This is a genomic window from Bifidobacterium sp. FKU (assembly GCF_026016385.1).
GTDB lineage: Bacteria > Actinomycetota > Actinomycetes > Actinomycetales > Bifidobacteriaceae > Bifidobacterium > Bifidobacterium infantis.
In genome coordinates, this window is sequence record NZ_CP092888.1 from 1,720,863 (window position 1) to 1,740,142 (window position 19,280).

General features: G+C 60.8%; 15 protein-coding genes and 1 pseudogene. 2 read left to right on the forward strand and 14 right to left on the reverse strand.

What is annotated here, in order from left to right; all coding sequences use genetic code 11:
* Positions 1 to 16: 16 nt before the first annotated feature.
* The 8 genes from MMB48_RS07865 to MMB48_RS07900 form a co-directional block, all read right to left on the reverse strand.
* Positions 17 to 583 carry a DUF501 domain-containing protein gene (locus MMB48_RS07865; RefSeq protein ID WP_032744379.1) on the reverse strand — a complete coding sequence of 189 codons (567 nt, stop codon included), beginning with the start codon at positions 581 to 583 and terminating at the stop codon, positions 17 to 19.
* Positions 580 to 1,197 carry an FtsB family cell division protein gene (locus MMB48_RS07870; RefSeq protein WP_032744380.1) on the reverse strand — a complete coding sequence of 206 codons (618 nt, stop codon included), beginning with the start codon at positions 1,195 to 1,197 and terminating at the stop codon, positions 580 to 582. The genes MMB48_RS07865 and MMB48_RS07870 overlap by 4 nt, the downstream gene beginning before the upstream one ends.
* Positions 1,198 to 1,287: 90 nt before the next feature.
* Entirely contained in the window at positions 1,288 to 2,586 is a 1,299-nt protein-coding gene (gene eno, locus MMB48_RS07875) for a phosphopyruvate hydratase (RefSeq protein ID WP_013140489.1), read from the reverse strand.
* Between the two features lie 150 nt (positions 2,587 to 2,736).
* Positions 2,737 to 3,675 (reverse strand): aldo/keto reductase, encoded by a 939-nt coding sequence (locus MMB48_RS07880; RefSeq protein WP_012578128.1) that lies wholly within the window; start codon positions 3,673 to 3,675, stop codon positions 2,737 to 2,739.
* Between the two features lie 150 nt (positions 3,676 to 3,825).
* The gene (mfd, locus tag MMB48_RS07885; protein WP_032744381.1) at positions 3,826 to 7,410 is read right to left on the reverse strand and encodes a transcription-repair coupling factor; all 3,585 of its coding nucleotides are present in this window, start codon (positions 7,408 to 7,410) and stop codon (positions 3,826 to 3,828) included.
* A complete protein-coding gene (gene pth / locus MMB48_RS07890; RefSeq protein ID WP_007053586.1) occupies positions 7,400 to 7,999 on the reverse strand; it encodes an aminoacyl-tRNA hydrolase in 600 nt (199 codons plus the stop codon). Before pth ends, mfd begins: the two co-directional genes overlap by 11 nt.
* A gap of 135 nt (positions 8,000 to 8,134) precedes the next feature.
* Complete coding sequence (locus tag MMB48_RS07895) at positions 8,135 to 8,569, reverse strand: type II toxin-antitoxin system VapC family toxin (protein ID WP_032744382.1); 435 nt, start codon at positions 8,567 to 8,569, stop codon at positions 8,135 to 8,137.
* Positions 8,523 to 8,873: a type II toxin-antitoxin system RelB/DinJ family antitoxin gene (locus MMB48_RS07900; protein ID WP_032744383.1), complete on the reverse strand. Its 351-nt coding sequence runs from the start codon at positions 8,871 to 8,873 to the stop codon at positions 8,523 to 8,525. Before MMB48_RS07900 ends, MMB48_RS07895 begins: the two co-directional genes overlap by 47 nt.
* 184 nt (positions 8,874 to 9,057) lie before the next feature.
* Between MMB48_RS07900 and MMB48_RS11710 the strand changes: the two genes are divergently transcribed.
* Positions 9,058 to 9,231, forward strand: a complete 174-nt coding sequence (locus MMB48_RS11710; protein WP_174772733.1) for a zinc-ribbon domain-containing protein — start codon at positions 9,058 to 9,060, stop codon at positions 9,229 to 9,231.
* 427 nt (positions 9,232 to 9,658) lie between these two features.
* On the opposite strand, the pseudogene MMB48_RS07905 reads toward MMB48_RS11710, so the two are convergent.
* Together MMB48_RS07905 and MMB48_RS07910 are read right to left on the reverse strand one after the other, a co-directional pair.
* Positions 9,659 to 10,157, reverse strand: a pseudogene (locus tag MMB48_RS07905) (N-acetyltransferase family protein).
* A 123-nt stretch (positions 10,158 to 10,280) separates the two neighbouring features.
* Positions 10,281 to 13,523 carry a UPF0182 family protein gene (locus tag MMB48_RS07910; protein ID WP_032744384.1) on the reverse strand — a complete coding sequence of 1,081 codons (3,243 nt, stop codon included), beginning with the start codon at positions 13,521 to 13,523 and terminating at the stop codon, positions 10,281 to 10,283.
* 172 nt (positions 13,524 to 13,695) lie between these two features.
* Here MMB48_RS07910 and MMB48_RS07915 point away from each other — a divergent pair, with 172 nt between their 5' ends.
* Complete coding sequence (locus tag MMB48_RS07915; RefSeq protein ID WP_032744385.1) at positions 13,696 to 14,901, forward strand: glycoside hydrolase family 3 N-terminal domain-containing protein; 1,206 nt, start codon at positions 13,696 to 13,698, stop codon at positions 14,899 to 14,901.
* 96 nt (positions 14,902 to 14,997) lie between these two features.
* Here MMB48_RS07915 and nadD read toward each other — a convergent pair whose 3' ends face one another.
* The 4 genes from nadD to glyA all read right to left on the reverse strand — a co-directional run bounded on the left by nadD (position 14,998) and on the right by glyA (position 19,151).
* On the reverse strand, positions 14,998 to 15,783 hold the full coding sequence (nadD, locus tag MMB48_RS07920; protein ID WP_050496263.1) for a nicotinate-nucleotide adenylyltransferase: 786 nt from the start codon (positions 15,781 to 15,783) through the stop codon (positions 14,998 to 15,000).
* Entirely contained in the window at positions 15,780 to 16,361 is a 582-nt protein-coding gene (locus tag MMB48_RS07925) for a hypothetical protein (protein WP_012578135.1), read from the reverse strand. Before MMB48_RS07925 ends, nadD begins: the two co-directional genes overlap by 4 nt.
* Positions 16,358 to 17,653, reverse strand: a complete 1,296-nt coding sequence (locus MMB48_RS07930; protein WP_032744387.1) for a glutamate-5-semialdehyde dehydrogenase — start codon at positions 17,651 to 17,653, stop codon at positions 16,358 to 16,360. The genes MMB48_RS07925 and MMB48_RS07930 overlap by 4 nt, the downstream gene beginning before the upstream one ends.
* Positions 17,654 to 17,843: 190 nt before the next feature.
* Positions 17,844 to 19,151 (reverse strand): serine hydroxymethyltransferase, encoded by a 1,308-nt coding sequence (glyA, locus tag MMB48_RS07935; RefSeq protein WP_032744388.1) that lies wholly within the window; start codon positions 19,149 to 19,151, stop codon positions 17,844 to 17,846.
* Positions 19,152 to 19,280 lie beyond the last annotated feature (129 nt).

Below are 19,280 nucleotides of genomic sequence, written 5' to 3' on the forward strand. Positions count from 1 at the left end.
GTGGCTCATCTGTTGATCAATCGTCCAGTGTGCAACGGCAGACGGTCGGATCGAACTCGTCTTTGACACGTTCCAGCACCAAATCGCCAATGGGGTTGGCACCCGGTCCCATAACCAGGGATTGGGCCAGCAGAGCGTGCAGGCACTTGACGCGCACTGGCATGCCGCCGGCCGAAGTGCCTTCAATATGCTTCTCACTGTCGCCAAGACGTCCTGCCAGTTCGTGGCGGAATGCCAGATACAGATTATGGGCCTGCTCATATGCGGCCTTGAGCTCCTCATCAGCGGCCAGCATATCGTTGTATTGTTGCATCACGCCGGCGGCCTCGACATGGGAGGCAGCCTTGACGGCTTCCGGACCGGTCAGATAGCACGTGGTGGGGAAAGGGATTCCGCCGGGCAACACCGGGCGGGTGATTACGGCAAGTGGCCTACCGCAGACGCATCGCGCCCCCACGGCGACCATGCCGCGCGGGTATCGGCCGAGCTGACGCTGCACCAGGTCGATGTCATGGTCGTTGGCGGGCTCGGCAAGCATGGTGTCGACAAGGGTCTTGGCCTTGGCGGCGATATCGATGGTCACTGTTGGGTTCCCTCCCCTGTGTTCTGTTGGGTGTTCTGATCGGATGGGGTGTTCTGATCGGATGGGGTGTTCTGGTCTGACTTATCGGACTGCTTGGATGAGTCGTTGGATGACGAGTCAGAGGAACCGGAAGTATCGGATTTGCCGGACTCGCTATCGTTCACAGGCTCATCGGCCTTTTTGAGCGAGTAAGACAGTTCGCTGTACCATGGCAGGACTTTTTTGTTGCTGCTACTGGAATCTTCCGTTTTCTGGGATTCGCTATCGGAGCCGGTCACGGCTTCGGGATGCAGCACACGCACGGCCTGTTCTCCCGGGAACACGAAGCCGAGTCGTTCACGGGCCTGTGCGGTGATGTACGCTTTGTCATCCCAACGCTTGATGTCGTTCTCCAACTCCTGCTTTTGGGCGATCAGCGAGGCCTCCTCACGCTTGAGACCATTGAGTTCGGCCAGATTCAGGGCATAGGTGTGAAAGGTGGAGACCAGCTGGATGGTGCCGAGTGCGATGATGAACAGGGAGACGAAGAACGCTATGGGCCCCGCTGACCTTTTTCTCCTGACTTGTGCTTTGCCGGTTTTGCCAGGTTTGCCGGTACGGGACGACTTGCTCATGTCACATGAAAATACCCGCCGCATTCGACTTGACGAACACGACGGGTATCGAGCTTCAGTGGAAACTCACGCCTTTACGGGCGTTTCAGCTCACTTGGCCAGGTACTTCTTGCAGGCCTTGAAAGCGCTGTAGCCGGCGTACTGAGCGGTGGAGCCGAGCTCCTCCTCGATCTCGAGCAGGCGGTTGTACTTGGCAACGCGCTCGCCACGGGCCGGGGCACCGGTCTTGATCTGGCGGGTGTTCTTAGCAACAGCCAGGTCGGAGATGGTGGTGTCCGGGGTCTCGCCGGAGCGGTGGGAAACCATGGAAGTGTAGCCGTTGGCGGTGGCCAGCTCGATGGCGTCGAGGGTCTCGGTGACGGAACCGATCTGGTTCAGCTTGACCAGCAGGGAGTTGGCGGCGCCGAGGTCGATGGCCTTCTGCAGACGAGCCGGGTTGGTGACCAGCAGGTCGTCGCCGACGAACTGCAGACGATCGCCGAGGCGAGCGGTGATGGCAGCCCAGTCTTCCCAGCCTTCCTCGTTGAACGGGTCCTCGATGGAGACGATCGGGTACTCGTTGATGAGGTTCTCGTAGTAGTCGAGCATGTAGGCGGAGTCGCGCTCCTCACCGTCGAAGCGGTACTTGCCGGTCTCCTTGTTGTAGAACTCGGAGGAGGCGACGTCCAGGCAGATGCCGATCTGCTTGCCGGGCTCGTAGCCGGCGGCGGAGATGGCGTCCATGATGTACTTGAGGGAGTCCTCGTTGGACTTCATCTTCGGAGCGAAGCCGCCCTCGTCGCCGAGGCCGGTGTTCAGTCCTTCCTTCTTCAGGACGTTCTTCAGGGTGTGGTAGACCTCAACGCCAGCGCGCAGAGCCTCGGAGTAGGTGTCGAAGCCGTACGGGGAGATCATGTACTCCTGGATGTCGGTGGCGAAGTCAGCGTGAGCGCCACCGTTCATGATGTTCATGTTCGGGACCGGCAGGATGTGTCCGTTGGTGCCGCCGATGTAGCGGTACAGCGGCAGGCCGGCGGACTCGGCGGAAGCGTACAGAGCAGCCAGGGAGACGCCCAGGATGGCGTTGGCGCCCAGCTTGCCCTTGTTCGGGGTGCCGTCGAGCTCGATCATCAGGTCGTCCAGAGCGCGCTGGTCAGCAGCGTCCATGCCGATGACCTTCGGAGCGATGACCTCGTTCACGGCCTTGACCGCGTTAAGAACACCCTTGCCGCCGTAGACGGACTTGTCGCCATCGCGACGCTCCCAAGCCTCAGCTTCACCGGTGGAGGCGCCGGACGGAACCAGACCCTTGCCCTGAGCGCCGTCTTCGGTCTCCAGGTAGACCTCAACGGTCGGGTTGCCACGGGAATCCAGAATCTGACGCGCGTACACGCTTTCAATTACTGCCACAACTACTCCTTAAAACGGTTGTGTATCTTGAATGACATTCTTAAGAGTAGTGCGATTTGTGGACGTTGTGAACAACACGCCCAAAATTTAGTGTTAGCGCTCACAATGCCAGTGTGCCGCCTGATTGCAAGGCAGTACGGACGAAATCGCTCAGTCGATGTCCTTGCCATTGAGGTAGTCGATTTCACTGTCGGACAATTTCAGTTCGCCGGCTTTGAACGAGTCCTGAATCTCCTGCGGGTTTCTGGCCGAGGGAATCGTGAACAGATATTGGTATTGCGCAAGTTCCCACGCGAGCGTGACGCGCTGGTAGGAGCAGTCGTGGGACTTCGCGACTTCGCGGAACCGGTCGAACAGATGCCCGTTGAACGGGTCAAGGAATCCCCCGAGCGGCGACCAGCAGACGAAAGCCAAACCGAGTTTTTCGCAGGTTTCCAACGTGTGTTCGGGGTCGCGGTGGACCGGGGAGAACTGGTTCTGGACGGCCACGAGACGATCGCCCAAAATGTTGTGGGCGGTTTCGATGTCTGTGTTGTCGATTCTGGAGATACCGACCGCTTTGGCCACACCTTCGTCCACGAGCTGCTTGAGTGCGCCCATCTGGTCTTCGTACGGCACCTGCGGATCGTTGCAGTGCGAGTAGAGCAGATCGAGCGTATCGACACCGAGGCGGCGGGCTGATTCCTTGGCATTGGCGATCATGGTTTCAGGTCGGGCGTCGGCCTGCCAGCCGTAGTTGCCGTTGCCGTCAAGCGTACGCAGCCAGCCGGTTTTGGTGGCCACGAGCACCTGATCTTTGGGGCCATGCCACGAGTGCAGAGCATCACGGACCAGATATTCGCCATAGCCCATATCCTCCGGTTCGCCGGTGCCGGGCGCGCTGGGCAGATAATAGGACCAAGCCGTGTCCAAATAACGGACTCCGGCATCGAGCGCGGCATGGATGGTCTCGATTGCCTGATCACGGTTAGAGGGGCGCCCCTCGATGGCGAGCGCCATCGTGCCCATGCCGAGGCGGGGAATCTCATAGCCGGCAAGTGTTGCCGTGGTCGCGCTCTGGTTCGTACGGTTCGTAGTCGTTTCGCTCATAGCAGTCACTTAATCCCGCTCGCTGGACAGCCGGAACGATTCCGTCTGTAGCGAATCATCGTCACAAACGACGGCCCGAAAATATGAATATGGCTCACCGGAGGTTGCCCGGTGAGCCATAGCTGGCTCGACTGTCGCCTCGCACCCCGCCTACAAACGGCTCTGCCGTTTGCTTAACGACGGGGTCCATGCCAAATCATCAAGCAACTGGTTGGTCCAGAGGACTACCTGGTCGGAGCTCATGGGGCCTTGGCCCAGGGAGCCGGTGAACGGGGTGGGGACGATGAGCTGGTGTGTGACCGGACGGTATTGGGTGCCCTTGTAAATACGACCCATACGCATCTGGATGGATTCGGGCGGGTCGATACGGCCGATGCGCACGCGGTTGGATTGCGCGAGAATCTCCGAAATGCCGAGCTTGCGGGCCTTGAACTTCAGACGGGCCACATCGAACAAGGTCTCGAATTCGACCGGCGGCTTGCCGTAACGGTCGGTGAGCTCCTCTTCCAAATCCTTCAAATCGGCCTCGTTGCGGGCGGAGGCGAGCTTGCGGTACGCTTCCAGACGCAGCTTGTCCGAATCGATGTACTCGATCGGAATCGACGCTTCGATGGGCAGGTCGATGGACACGGCCACCGGCTCGACGTTCTCTTCGGGCTCCTTGTACTTCTCCACGGCTTCGGACACCATGCGTACGTACAGGTCGAAGCCCACGCCCTCGATATGGCCGGACTGCTCGTCGCCCAGAAGGTTACCGGTGCCACGCAGCTCCAAGTCCTTCATGGCCACGTCGAAACCGGAGCCGAGCGCCGTGTTCTGCGCGATCGTGGCGAGCCTGTCATGGGATTGCTCGGTCATCGGCTTGGACGGGTCGTACAGGAAGTAGGCGTACGCGCGTTCACGTCCACGGCCGACGCGGCCGCGCAGCTGATGAAGCTGGCTCAGGCCGAAACGGTCGGCATGGTCGACGATCAGCGTGTTCGCGTTGGATATGTCAAGACCCGTCTCGATGATCGTGGTGCACACGAGCACGTCGATGTCACGATGCCAGAAGTCGCGGATGATCTGGTCAAGCTGCTTCTCACCCATCTTGCCGTGGGCGATGCCGACGTGCGCTTCGGGCACCAGCGTATGGATCTTGTCGGCGATGGACGCGATGTCCTGCACGCGATTGTGCACGTAGAACACCTGGCCGCCGCGCAACAGTTCGCGGCGCACCGCCGCGGTGACCTGCGCGTCCTCGTAGGCTCCCACATAGGTCAGCACCGGCAACCGGTCTTCGGGCGGGGTGGCCAGCGTGGACATTTCGCGGATGCCGGTCACGGCCATCTCCAGCGTGCGCGGGATAGGCGTCGCGGACAGGGACAGCACGTCCACATTGGTGCGCAGTGCCTTCAGCGTTTCCTTGTGTTCCACGCCGAAACGCTGCTCCTCGTCGATGATGACGAGCCCCAGATCCTTGAACGTGATCTTGGGGTTCAGCAGTTTGTGCGTGCCGATGACCACGTCCACCGTGCCGGACCGCAGGCCCTCGACGGTCTCGTTGATCTCCTTGGTGGTCTGGAACCGGCTCATGGCCGCCACATTGACCGGGAAACCCTCGAACCGTTCGCTGAAGGTCTCGTAATGCTGCTGGACCAACAGCGTGGTGGGCACGAGCACGGCCACCTGCTTGCCGTCCTGCACGGCCTTGAAGGCGGCACGCAATGCGATTTCGGTTTTGCCGAAGCCCACGTCGCCGCAGATGAGGCGGTCCATCGGCACGGGCTTTTCCATGTCGGATTTGACCTCGTCGATGGTGGTGAGCTGGTCGGCGGTCTCCTGATAGGGGAAGGCGTCTTCCAGCTCTTTCTGCCACGGGGTGTCCGGGCTGAACGCGAAGCCTTTGGCGCGCTGGCGGGCGGAGTACAGCTTGATCAGGTCGTCGGCGATCTCGTGGACGTGCTTGCGGGCCTTGGCTTTGGTGGCCGCCCAGTCGGAGCCGCCGAGCTTGTTGAGCTTGGGGGCTTCGGCACCGATGTATTTGCTGACCTGGTCGAGCTGGTCGGTGGGGATGAACAGTTTGTCCGCCGGGGCGCCGCGCTTGGAAGGCGCATATTCGATGACCAGGTATTCGCGAGTGGTTTTGTTGGCGCCGGTGCCGATGGTGCGCTGGCGCATTTCGATGAACCGGCCAATGCCGTGCTGCTCGTGCACCACGTAATCGCCTTTTTTGAGTTCCACCAAGTCGATGGCCTTGCGCCGGCGTTTCGGCGTTTTGGCCACGGCCACGGCTGAAGTGCGGCCGGTCAGGTCGCGTTCGGTGAGCAGGGCGATTTTGGCGGCTTTGTCCACGAAGCCGTCGATGGCCTGAGAGCGGATGACGTTGAAATTGGCGATGCCGGTAGTGTTGATCGCGCGCTTGAGTCTGGCCAAGGTGCCGGTCGCAGCGGCGGTGATGGTGACGTGGAAGCCGGCATCGAGCAGGCCTTCGATGCCTTGGGAGGCCTTGGCCTCATCCCCTCGGAATTCGGCCGGGTTCTGGGCGTCGAGCTGCACATGGCCGGTCAACGTGGTGTCCACGCCGAAACTGGTGAGGCGAATCACCGGATGTTCGGAGTATTCGAGGGAGCTGATGGTTTCCGCATAGTCGAGGAAGCTGGCTTCGTCGAAGCTGATGGGCGCGCCGGCGCCGTGGCCGGAGGCGGCCACATGCCAGCTGGCGGCCAGGAACTCGTTCGCGGTTTTTGCCAAGTCTTCGGCGGAACGGCGCAGTTTCTCCGGGTCGCTCAGGAGGATCACGGCATGCTTGGGCAGCATGGAGCCCACCGGTTCCAGATGATCCACGAGTGCGGGCATCAGGGATTCCATGCCTTCGACCGGAATGGCGTTGGCGATGGATTCGAGCATGTCCTCAGCATTGGGAATCGAACCGACCAAGGCTTTGGCGCGGGCGCGCACGGCGTCGGTCAGCTGCAGTTCACGGCATGCGGTGGCCCAGATGGTCTTGAGGCCGTCGCCATAGGTACGCTGGTCGGAGGCGTGGAATTCCTTGATGGTGTCAATTTCGTCGCCGAAGAATTCGATACGCACCGGGTGCGGTGCGGTGGGCGGGAATACGTCAAGAATGCCTCCACGCACCGCGAACTCGCCACGGTCCATGACCAGATCCACGCGCGTGTAGGCGTTTTCGATCAGACGTTTGGCGGCTTCGTCGAGGGGCAGGTCCTCCCCCACGGCGAACACGAGCGGCTCGACGTCGCCCAGTCCTTGGACGACCGGCTGGATGAGCGAGCGGATCGGCATGACGAGAATGCGAATCGGGCCGAACATCGGATCGGTATCGCTCGGATGCTTGAGTCTGCGGAACACGGCCATGCGGCTGGCCACGGTGTCCGCGCGCGGGCTCAGACGCTCGTGCGGCAGGGTTTCCCAGGCTTCGAGCTGGGCGATGTCGTTCGGGTCGCCATCATACCAGGAGCGCAGCGAGCCCACGGTCTCTTCGGCTTCGCGGCCGGAGGCCACGACCAGCACGACCGGCTTGCCGGGTTTGCCGGCCACACCCTGGCCTATGGCGGCGGCCAAAGCCGGGCGCAAACCTTCGGGGACGCCGGCCAGGACGGAGTTGTCGACGTCGTCCGAAATCTCGATGTCGCCAGTGGCGAGCCTAAGGAAGGTCTTGTCCTGTTCCAGCCCGGACAGGATGCCTACCAGTGAGCCGTTGATCAGGTCCGGGTGCGTCACCTCACCGGCCATTGAACTTCTCCTGGGTCTTGGCAAGACCGTGGAAGATGATGTCCTCGGCGGCGTCAGCGCCGTCAGCCAGGAATTCGGGCAGCTGCTTGCGCTGGTCCGGGCCGAAGCCGCCCAGTACCCAGTTCACCGTGTTGTCATGCGCGTTCGCACCGCGCTTGGAGTGGCCGACGCCCATGCGCACGCGCGCGTATTTCGGCGTGCCAAGGGAACGGTCAATCGACTTGATGCCGTTGTGGCCGCCTGCGGAGCCGCCTGCCTTGACCTTGATACGACCGAATTCCAAGTCCATGTCATCGTGAATCACCACAATATGGTCGGGCTCGATCTGGTAATAGGCGCTAATGGAAGCCACCGCATTGCCGGAATCATTCATATAAGTCAGCGGCTTGGCCAGAAAGAACTTGACGGTGCGGCCGTCCAGGTTCATCACGCTTTTACCGAGCATGGCCAAGCCCTTGTGATCGGCGAAGTTCACCGTCCAACGTTCGGCGAGCACGTCGGCGGTCATGAAGCCCATGTTGTGCCGCGTGTCCTCATATTTTTTGCCGGGGTTGCCCAGTCCCGCAATCAGCCAGAAATCCGACGCCATAATCCGCTCCTCGTCCGTCTTCCTATATTCCCGTATGCACGTTCCGTACGTTCCGTACGTCATGCGCGCGTTCGCCTCGCGCACTGGCCCATGCCCGGCCGGATTCAACCGTCAAGATTGTACTCAACGCCGCCGTCAAGCCTTGGAATCGGCAAGCAGCAGGGCGCGGCATTGCTCGGCATCCATCGATCGGACCGATGAATGGTGAAACGCTTCGACGTCACGAGTCACGATGACGTCGGCATCATTGTCCTCGGCAACGGCACGGATGATCCCGTCCTCGAAGTCGGGCTCATCGGACCGGTACGACATACGCGCATGGCGTTCCATAAGTGGACGGATGTCGAACAATTCCATCAGTCCACCGATATCGTCTCGCGCCGCCCGCTCCTCGCCATAATGCTTGCGCAACACGTAATACACGTCATTCAATGACGATACCGGCGCCATGATCTCAATGTTTGGCTGCGCAACGGCTTCCATGAGCAAATCAACGCATTGTTTATGGAAAGGCGCTCGTTTGTCATTGCACAAATCGAGCAGAATATTCGTGGCAAACAGCAGTTTCATCCCGTTCCCCAAATCGTTCCATACGTGCCTGCGCGAGAATCTCCTCATCCGAAAGATCGCCTTCCGCCTCCGGCAAATTCCGGTCGGCGAAACGTTGAATCAGCTCCTGCTTTTTCCCACGCTCCGGCTCCTGAATCAGGGAAAGCGTCAGACGCTCGAATTCCGGCAGTTCCCCCGTATCCGCAAGATAGTCGGTCAGATCACGAATCAGGTCCGAATAGGTGCGCCCATTACGCTTAAGCACTTTCTCCGCGTCGCGCTTCCGTTCGGCATTGACGCGCGCCGTCACCATGGCCATAGTCATATCGCACCTTCTTGTAATACCAGTATTACAAGAGATGGGGACGGGTGAATCACGTCTATTAGGAGATACCGCCAGCGACCTTTTCGCGCTGTTTGCCGTTGAGGTACCAGTAGGCCAGCGCCACGAACAGGGCCGCCGAGGATATTGCCGAGCGTGGCTGCGGACAGGTTATAGAGGATGCCCGATGGTGTCTTCACCTGCGCAACCAACTAGCGATGGATTCAACGCGACATCAGCCGTATCTCCCCTGCCTGCGCCGTCACCTGAACATATTGCAAAGCGCTATTGCACCAATTGCGGCACGCCTTGCCGAGTCTCCGCACGATTCTGCCCAAACTGCGGCAAACAGTTGGACTGATATGTCCGCCAATGCCGTATATCGGGCATCGGCGACGAGCCCTGATTGTGCAACGCCCCACGCTTCCCTGCAACCGGATGACATATTGCGGGACGGCAGCGGATTTTGGGCGTTTCTGGCGTGGCATCCCGCAAGCGTTATCGCACGTTATCTGCACCGAATCATAAGAATGGCAGAATTCCAATGATTTCGCAGGCAGAGTTGCGGGACGCTAGCTATGTGCATCGTTTGACGTGTGTGGCATCCCACGTGATTGCGGGACGCCACGTCAAAACGGACGAAAATCGCGTGCTGTCCCGCAGTTTGCCGTTATCTGGGATAAGCGCGTCCGATATATGGCGTTCGAGGAAAAGAGCTGATCCGATACAACTTTTTAGTGTTATAGGACACCGGAATCCATGGAGAGCAAGGGTAAACCGCCTCGGTGCTACAGGTCCAAATACCAGTAGGACATGTCCCGCATGGTGCCGGTGGAGTCGGTGGCAGCGGCGGGCATGAGTCCGAATTGGGTGAAGCCGAAGCGGTGCATGAGGGCAATGGAGCCGGCGTTATCGGCGAAAATGATGCCGCAGGCCTTTGCGCATGTGGCGGGCCCGCGCCTCGGTGAGCAGCCTGTCAAGCATGAACGTGCCTACTCCCCTGCCTTGCCATGCCGGATCGATGTAATAGGCCAAATCGGTGACACCGTCATATCCAGCGCGGTCATAGAACACGGAGAGCGCACCGAAGCCGATGATTGAACCGTCTTCCGATTCCACAACAAAAACGCCGTAGGGCGGCGTATGGGATTCGACCCAGGCGCGGCGTTGGTCGAGGGTGCGCGGGGTGAGGTCGGCGGTCGCACCGCCGGCCATCACTGAGGCGTTGTAGATGTCGGTGATGGCTTGGATGTCGGATTCGACGGCCGGACGGAAGGTGTATGGCATGAGGTTCCTTTGAATACGCAAATAGCCCGTCCTTATGATAAGGACAGGCTATGTCAGTTGAGGTAACCGACTCCCGTCAGTCGCCTTCTGCGATAGCTCCCCTCACCCTGAGGGGAGCCGGAACTACTTGTCGAGCTCGATGGCCTTGTTGAGGGCGTCTTCAAGCTCCTTCTGCGCCTTGCCGTAGGCGGTCCAGTCGCCGTTCTTCATGGCGGACTGGCTGTCCTTCATGGCTTGGGCGGCATCGTTCAGCGCCTGCTGGAGTTCGGGGCTGCGGTCGGAAGACGAGCCGGAATTCGACTTGCCGTCCGTGGTGCCGGACTGGCCACCATTGGTATCGGAACCAGATTGGTCACCGGATGTGCCGCCGGAAGCCTGGTCACCAGACGATCCGTCACCGGACACGTTCTCAGCATCGCCTGCGGCCGCACCGGAATCACCACCGAACACCTGATCCAAGGCCTCATCCAACGTATCCGCGAATCCAACCTGATCACCGAACGCGACCAGCGTCTTCTTGAGCAGCGGGAATGAAGTCGCGCCCGAAGACTTGACGTACACAGGCTGCACGTACACCAGTCCGCCACCGAGCGGCAGAGTAAGCAGGTTGCCGCGCATCACTTGCGTGTCGCCGGATTGCAGCAGGTTCAGTTCCTTGGACACGTCGGCGTTGGCGTTGAAGTTGTTCTGCGCCTGGCCGGGGCCCGGTACGTTCGAATCCTTGGGCAGCTCCTGCAATCGGATGGTGCCGTAGTTTGAACCTATCTTGCCCTTCTCATTGCCGGCATCCGAGTCGACCGACAGGAAGCCGGTGAGGATCTCACGGGTGGACTGTCCAGCCGGAATGTAGGTGGAGGTCAGCGAGAACACCGGTTCCTTGGTGCCACCGGTCTGCAAGGTCAGGTAGTACGGCGGCTGCAGGATGTCCTGGTCCTGCTGGGACTGGGATTCGGTCGGGTCGACCGGCGTCTGCCAGAAGTCCTCGCCGGAGTAGTACTGGCTGGCGGAGGTCACGTGGTACTTGGAGAGCAGCTCGCGCTGCACCTTGAACAGGCTTTCCGGGTAGCGCATGTGGCTCATCAGGTCGCCGGAGATATCGGAGAGCTGGTGGTACTGGCCGGGGAAGATCTTCTCCCATGCCTTGATTACCGGGTCGGATTGATCCCATACGTACAGATCCACGGAACCGTCGTAGGCGTCCACGGTGGCCTTGACCGAGTTGCGGATGTAGTTGGCCTTCTGCGAGCCCAAGGATGAGACCGTTGCGGAAGAGACGGTGGTGGAATCCTTGGTGGCGGAGCCGAGGTCGGTCATCTGCGAGTATGGGTAGGCATCAGAGGTGGTGTAACCGTCGACGATCCACTTGACGCGGCCATCGACCACGGCCGGATACACACGGCCGTCAAGCGTCAGGTACGGCGCCACCTTGGCCACGCGCTCCTTGGGGGAACGATCGTAAAGAATCTGCGATTCGCTGGTAACACGGTCGGAGAAGAGAATCTGATCGGAGCCGAAGCGGATTGCGTAGAGAATACGGGAGAACAGATTGCCAACCGAGGGGCCGCCGTCGCCCTTGAACGTGGTCAGGGCACCTTCCGAACCGGTCGGGTAGTCGAACTCCCAAGCCTGCGTGCCCTCCGGTGCGCCGACGATCGAGTATTCGGTGGCGTTCGGCGAGAAGTAGATGCGAGGCTCATACTTTTCGGATTCAGTGAGCTTGCCCTGAGCAGGGATGCCGGATTCGAAGAATTCAGGCTGGCCGTCGGCGGTCACCTTGTTACCGTAAGCGGCCACCACACCGTAACCGTGGGTGTACACGGTGTGATCGTTGACCCAATTGCGGTTGTCGTTGCCAGACAGGTCAAGCTCGCGGGCGGCAATCACGGTGTCTTGGGAAACGCCGTCGATCTCGTACTTATCGACTGCCAAAGTGTCGGCGAAGGTGTAGTACTGCTTGGACTGCTGCAGCTGCTTGAATGTGGGGCTGACGACCTGCGGGTCGAGCAGACGAATCTGCGCGGTGGTGTCGGCCTCCTTGGCCAGAGCGCCCTGCTCGCCCTTGTCGGTTACCTTGTATTGCTCGGTCTTGAGCTTGTCAAGACCGTAGGCGGCGCGGGTGGCGTCGATATTGCGCTGAATGTAGGTGGATTCCATCTCCTGTGCGTTCGGGTTGACGCGGAAGCGCTGCAACAGCACCGGCCATGCCACGGTGAGCACGAGACCCACCACGACCACGACGGCAATGGAGGTCACCGGCACACGCCAGGCCTTGAGCGCGGCGGAGGCGCGCACGCCGATGGACGCCTGGCCTTCGAGCGTGTGGGAGCGCATGAGCCAGATGCCCAGCACCACGCCGAGAATGGCGGTCAGCGCGGCCATGATGAAGGTGACGGGGATGTGGGCGTGCACGGTGGTGTAGGAGGCACCGGTGATATGCGAACCCTGCCCGGTGAGCTGGTCGAATACGCCGATCACCTGGCGCACTGCCCAAGCGAACATGTTGAGCATCAGCCAGATGCCAAGCTGGCGGCGGCAACGCTTGGTGATGGAGAACAGGCCTCGGCCGTTGGCCGGCATAGTGATGCGGATACCGCCCATCAGTACATGCGTGACCACCGAGAACACGAGGCCCACGCCCAGCAGCACGGCCACGGCGGCGAGCACGAGCTTCAGGCCCGGTAGCACAAACACGTAGAAGCCGTTGTCCAGACCGAACTGCGGATCGGTGGTGCCGAACGACTGCGCGTTGAACATGAGCAGAATCTCGCTCCAGTTCGCGTTGAACTGGGAACCGAAGATGACGCCGACGATCAGCGAAATCACCACGGCCACGCGGCGAGCGGTTTTCGAGCTGACGGATTTGCCCACCTCGACCACATCGCCGTTAATACGAATGGTGGATCCGTCTGCCGAATCAGGGCGTGCCCGGATAGCCAGCCATGCAGAGACGAAGCCGGTCAGGGCCATGAGCAGCGCGTAGGCCACCCACAGGCCGATCTTCACCCCGAGCTGGGTCCAGACCACGGACTGGAAGCCGAGCTGGCCGTACCACATCAGGTCGGTGATGAATCGGGACAGGCCGAAGAACAGACCGACGATGATGGCCAAAGCCAGCACCACGCCGATTAGAATCTTGCTGCCACGGCTGGCTCCTGAGCCACCGGACGCTGGCTTACGGGTGATACGCGGATTGGCCGGGCCACGTGGAGGGCGGGATGACCCGGAGGGGCCGGCGTTGGTGTTGCGGGCCGGACCGTCCCCATCGGCCTCGACATCGAGGATGATCGGATCGTCATTGTTCGCACTATTGCGTCGTGAATCGCCGCCATTGCCGAACAGTACTGAGAAAGGATCGTTAAAAGACATAACTCAAGCCTATCGGAAGGGCGGGAGGTAGGTTATGCCCTGAGCACAGAATGAGGCAGCGTTCTGTTCTACGTTCTGTTCTACGCTTGCCGGTATGAACAGACAACGGCCACATCATATGCGTCCCTCAGTACACGCCACACGCCAACTTCGGCACAGGAGCACTCCAATCGTGGCGACAGTATGTGCTTTGGCAGTGGTGTTGGCCGGCATGGCAGCCTACGGATGGCATGTCGGATGGTTCGCCAAATCCACATCAGACGGCAACACCGCCACTCCCCAGACCTCCCGGACAAGTGCGTTACCACGCACCGACGTTCCTTCCCCGAAGAAGAACGACGCCCCGGCCGCACAAGCCCAACGTGCGGTATCCGCCATGACACTTGAGGAACGTGTGGGACAGTTAGTGATGGTGCCGTTGTTCGCCGGTTCCGATCCCTCCTCGTTGGCTTCAACAATCGCCGACGAGCACATTGGCTCGGCCATTCTCATTGGCAATTGGAATACCGGCGTCGATACGGTCAAGACCGCGACCGCGCAACTCCAAGGATATGCGCCGGCCGGCAATCGTCTCATCATCGCCACCGATCAGGAGGGTGGTCAGGTACAGCATCTGACTGGTACCGGTTTCGACACAATGCCCAGTGCCGTTGAGCAGGGCACAATGTCCGCTGACGCATTGCGTCAATCGGCAGGCACGTGGGGTTCGCAATTAGCTGCTGCTGGCATAAATGTCGATTTGGCACCGGTGCTCGGCACGGTGGTGGGCGATCGTGCCTCGAATGCTCCGATTGGCGCGCTGGATCGTGATTTCGGATTGGATGCGGCCGGTAACGCCGAGCATGGCATCGCCGTTATTGAGGGTTTGCGAGGCGCTCAGGTCGGTGCGGCGGTCAAACACTATCCTGGGTTGGGCGCGGTAAGCGGCAATACCGACTTCACCACCGAAGGCATTCTGGATACGACCACCACGTTGGACGGGGCCGAGGCAGGTGCCTTTGACCAGGCGATCACCAAGGCCGATCCTGCAATGGTGATGATGTCGTTGGCCACGTATCAATCCATCGATCCGAATAATCCGGCGGTGTTTTCTTCTACGATTATCGACGGCCATATTCGCAACGCCCTGAAATATACGGGCGTGGTGATTTCGGATTCGATATCTGCCGAAGCGTTAAGCAGCTACGATGTAAGCCAATTGGGAGTAAAGCTCGTCGAGGCGGGCGGCGACATGTCCTGCATCGGTCAGACGGATTACGTAAAGCCAGTTGTGGACGGCCTCAACGAACGGGCGAAGTCCGATCCGGCTTTCGCTTCGAAAGTGACGGCGGCGGCGACTCGCGTAATGACATTGAAAATCAAGATGGGACTGGCCTGACCGTTCATCCCTGTACTGGCGAGGATTCATGCGCGCTGATTCGCGCTAATCCTCACCAGCCCTCGTACAAATGCACACTAGTCCTCGTACGAATCGTCAGTCCTCGTATGAATACAGACCATGCTTGCCGATGTATTGCACCACGCCGTCAGGCACCAGATACCAGACCGGCTCGTCGTGTTCAGCGCGGCGGCGTACATCGGTCGAAGAGATGGCCAAGGCCGGGATCTCAAGCGTATCGACCTTGCCTTCGGGCAAGGTCACGCCGTCCGGGCTGAAGTAGCCGGGGCGCGTGACGGCCACGAAGTGGGCGAGGTCCCACATGAGGTCGGCGTCCTTCCACTGCATGATTTCGGCCACGGCGTCGGCGCCGGTGATGAAGAACAGCTCGGCGTCGGGATGCTGGGCTCGGATATCGCGCAGAGTGTCGATGGTATAGGTGACGCCCGGACGGTCGATGTCGACACGCGAGACGGTGAATTTGGGGTTGGATGCGGTGGCGATCACAGTCATCAGATACCGATCCTCGGCGTTGGTGACGTGCTTGTCCAGCTTGAACACAGGTCGGCCAGTGGGCACGAAAATCACCTCATCGAGGTCATACACCCAGGCGACTTCAGAGGCGGCGACCAAGTGGCCGTTGTGGATCGGGTCGAACGTGCCGCCCATGATGCCGACGCGCAGGCGCGTATGCCAATTGCCACGTGCGGAAAGCCGGCCTTTGCCATGGCTGCTGGCCCCGGCCGGTACGGACAGGTCGGACATACGCCGTTCGGTTTCGCCTTGGGTGACGGCAATGATTTCGGCGGGTTCGGCGGATTCCACTGATTTTCCGGACTGAACTGACGCAGCCGTTTTGTGGCTGCCGGCAATAACACTCATGCTTGGCCGCCCTCGCTGGCGGCATCATCAGCGGATTCGGTTTCCTCTTCGATTTCGCCGGCGGTGGGATTGTCTTCCTTGGGATCGATCTTGCCCATGTCTTCATCCCATTCGTCTTGGACCACGCGGCGAATCTCGGCGAAGGTGGGCAGCGGGAAGTCCGGCTGGTAGAGGCGGCGGACCTCGGCCACACGCTCGGTGATGCGGATGAGCGTGTCGGTCATGCCGTCAAGGTCACCGTCGTGCTCCATCTGGCTGTATCTGCCGATGTAGCCTTCCATGAGTTCCATGTGTTCGCGCACGATCTTGAGCTGGGCATCGTTGAGGTCCACGACTTCGGGCGAATCGGTCTCGGGCCAACCGATGAGCACGGCGTCCGCGTATTCGAGCGACGCACGCTGGGCGGCGGAGGCGATGCCATCCTCGATCTGCACAAGGAACACGTAGCGGACAATGCTCAGACGTTCGGCCGCGATCTTCAGGCCGAGCTTGGGATCGTTGAGGTCGATGTCGGGCCGCAGTTCGCTTGCCTTGTTTGCCGTGTCAGCCGTGATGTTCATGTTGCCGTCCTCGTTCATGCGCGCACCTGTCCTGTTCCGTAACCGATCCACTTGGTGGTGGTCATCTCCCGCAATCCCATGGGACCGCGTGCGTGCATCTTCTGCGTAGAGATGCCAAGCTCAGCACCAAAGCCAAACACGCCGCCGTCGGTGAAGCGGGTGGAGGCGTTGACCACGACCACGGCCGAGTCGATGCGCTTGGTGAATTCCTCGATGGCCGCATAATCCTCGGCGATGATGGATTCGGTGTGGCCTGTGGAATGCATGTTGATGTGGTCGATGGCCGCGTCCAGGTCCGGCACCACCTTGATGCCCATTTTGAGGGCCAGGTATTCAGTGTCCCAATCCTCTTCGGTGGCGTGGTTGAGGTCAAGGCCCTCGATTGCCGCGCCGGAGATGATGTCGTACGACGTGGTGTCGGCCTGCAGTGCAACGTTCGCCTCGGCCAACGCGACGGCGATCTGCGGCAGGAATTCGGCGGCGACATCCTTATGAACCAATAGCTTTTCGGCGGCGTTGCACACGCCCACGCGCTGGGTTTTGGCGTTGATGATGATCGGGATGGCCTTGGCGAGATCACCGGACTTGTCGATGTAGATATGCACGTTGCCGGCGCCGGTTTCGATGACCGGCACTTTGGAGTTGCGCACGACGGCTTGGATTAGACCCGCTCCTCCTCGCGGCACGAGCACGTCGATATGGCCTCGCGCCTCCATCATGGCGGTAGCACCGGCGCGTCCGTACTGGTCGACGGACTGCACCAGTGCGGATTCGAAACCGTGGGCTTCAAGCACCGAGGCGATGACGCCCAGCGTGGCAGCATTGGTGCGTTCGGCGGCGTGGCCGCCTCGCAGCAGCGCGGCATTGCCGGACTTGAGGCACAGGCTGGACACGTCCACAGTGACGTTCGGCCGGGCCTCATAGATCATGCCGATGACGCCCATCGGTACGCGCGTTTGGGTAAGGCGCAGACCGTTGGGCAGGTTGTATCCGCGCACGATTTCGCCGACCGGATCGGGCAGGGTGGCCACATGGCGCACGCCTTGGGCGGCGGCGGCCACGCGCGGCACGTCGAACAGCAGGCGGTCGAGCTTGCCCGCGTCCATGCCGTTTTCCTTGGATTCGAGCATGTCCAGCGCGTTGGCGGCTTCGATGTCCGCGGCGTGCTCGTCCAGCGCGTCCGCAATGGCGAGCAGCAGTTCATTCTTGGCTTCGGTATTTGCCTGTGCAAGACGCTCCTGTGCGCGTGCGGCCTGATCGGCCTGGCGGCACACCGCGTCGAACACCTCAGGACTCAATTCATCGCTCATAACAGTCAAGCGTAACTCACAACGCGGCTGATTGCTTACTCCGACCCGCTTGTTATGGGATGTCTGACGTTTTGAATCGCAAACAGAACCGGCTCCCCTCCATCTCAGGCGGGAAGCCGGTGATGTGATGCGCTCCGGTCAGCGAATCATCACTAACCGGTACACCACGGTGGATTAGCGAATCAGCAAATCAGTGAATCTGGTCCAGGTCGGGGTAGAGCGGGAAGTCTTCGGCGAGCTTGTCGACGCGGGCCTTCAGCGCGGTCACGTCGGCGGACGGGCCGGCGGCGAGCGCGGTGCCGATGATGTCGGCCACCTCCTCATATTCCTTCGGTCCGAAACCGCGCGTGGCCAGGGCGGACGTGCCGATTCTCAGGCCCGAGGCCACCGAGGCCGGGCGCGGGTCGAAGGGCACGGTGTTGCGGTTGATGGTGATGCCGCAGGCGGCAAGCAAATCCTCGCCCTGTTGCCCGTCCATCTCGCTGTTGCGCAGGTCGACCATCACCAGGTGCACGTCAGTGCCGCCGGTCAGCACGCTGATGCCGTTGGCCTTGACATCGTCGGCCAGGAGACGTTCAGCGAGAATCTTGGCGCCGTCGAGCGTGCGCTGCATACGGTCTTTGAATTCGGGGGTGCCGGCCACCTTGAAGCTCACGGCCTTACCCGCGATCACGTGCATGAGCGGACCGCCCTGCTGGCCGGGGAACACGGAGGAGTTGAGTTTCTTGGCGTATTCCTGCTTGGCGAGAATGAAACCGGAACGCGGACCGCCGAAGGTCTTGTGCGAGGTGGAAGAGACCACGTCGGCGTATGGCACGGGGCTCGGGTGCAGGCCTGCGGCCACGAGTCCGGCGAAGTGGGCCATGTCGACCCAGAATTTGGCGCCGACCTCGTCGGCGATCTCCTTCATGGCCTTGAAGTCCTCGATGCGCGGGTAGGCGGACCAGCCGCCGATGATCATGGCCGGGTGGGTTTCGAGCGCGCGCTGGCGGATGATTTCCGGATCGATGCGGAAGGTCACGGGTTTCACGCCGTACGCCTCGGCGTGGTAGAAACGGCCAGAGAAGTTGATTTTCATGCCGTGGGTCAGGTGGCCGCCGTGGTCGAGGGCCAGACCGAGCACGGTGTCGCCGGGCTTGACGAGCGCCTGGTAGACGGCGGCGTTGGCCTGGGCGCCGGAGTGCGGCTGGACGTTGGCGTATTCGGCGCCGAACAGGGCCTTGGCGCGTTCGCGGGCGATGGTTTCGATCTGGTCCACGTATTCGCAGCCGCCATAGTAGCGGTGGCCGGGGTAGCCTTCGGCGTATTTGTTGGTCAGCACGGAGCCCTGGCATTGCAGTACCGCTCGCGGCACGAAGTTCTCAGAGGCGATCATCTCAAGGCCATTGCGCTGGCGGCCCAGTTCGGAGTCCAGCAGTTCGGCGATCTCAGGATCGGTTTCGCAGATCGGCGCGTTGAAAGCATCGGTCGCTTTCTGCGCAAGGGGTGAAGCGGTCATGGGTGCTCCTTTGGTATGTGCGACAATTGATTCGCCGCTGTCGCCTTACTGTATGGCCCGTTTGCAACCGGCCTGTTTCATGATATGGCCGGTCCCCGTTCGATGGCAATGGTGATTTTCGCCGGTGCG

What these genes read in the sequence shown, in the direction of transcription:
- MMB48_RS07870 (WP_032744380.1), bottom strand. Translation starts at nt 1,197, where the DNA reads ATGAGCAAGTCGTCCCGTACCGGCAAACCTGGCAAAACCGGCAAAGCA.
- MMB48_RS07880 (WP_012578128.1), bottom strand. Translation starts at nt 3,675, where the DNA reads ATGAGCGAAACGACTACGAACCGTACGAACCAGAGCGCGACCACGGCA.
- mfd (WP_032744381.1), bottom strand. Translation starts at nt 7,410, where the DNA reads ATGGCCGGTGAGGTGACGCACCCGGACCTGATCAACGGCTCACTGGTA.
- pth (WP_007053586.1), bottom strand. Translation starts at nt 7,999, where the DNA reads ATGGCGTCGGATTTCTGGCTGATTGCGGGACTGGGCAACCCCGGCAAA.
- MMB48_RS07895 (WP_032744382.1), bottom strand. Translation starts at nt 8,569, where the DNA reads ATGAAACTGCTGTTTGCCACGAATATTCTGCTCGATTTGTGCAATGAC.
- MMB48_RS07900 (WP_032744383.1), bottom strand. Translation starts at nt 8,873, where the DNA reads ATGACTATGGCCATGGTGACGGCGCGCGTCAATGCCGAACGGAAGCGC.
- MMB48_RS11710 (WP_174772733.1), top strand. Translation starts at nt 9,058, where the DNA reads ATGGTGTCTTCACCTGCGCAACCAACTAGCGATGGATTCAACGCGACA.
- MMB48_RS07910 (WP_032744384.1), bottom strand. Translation starts at nt 13,523, where the DNA reads ATGTCTTTTAACGATCCTTTCTCAGTACTGTTCGGCAATGGCGGCGAT.
- nadD (WP_050496263.1), bottom strand. Translation starts at nt 15,783, where the DNA reads ATGAGTGTTATTGCCGGCAGCCACAAAACGGCTGCGTCAGTTCAGTCC.
- MMB48_RS07925 (WP_012578135.1), bottom strand. Translation starts at nt 16,361, where the DNA reads ATGAACGAGGACGGCAACATGAACATCACGGCTGACACGGCAAACAAG.
- MMB48_RS07930 (WP_032744387.1), bottom strand. Translation starts at nt 17,653, where the DNA reads ATGAGCGATGAATTGAGTCCTGAGGTGTTCGACGCGGTGTGCCGCCAG.
- glyA (WP_032744388.1), bottom strand. Translation starts at nt 19,151, where the DNA reads ATGACCGCTTCACCCCTTGCGCAGAAAGCGACCGATGCTTTCAACGCG.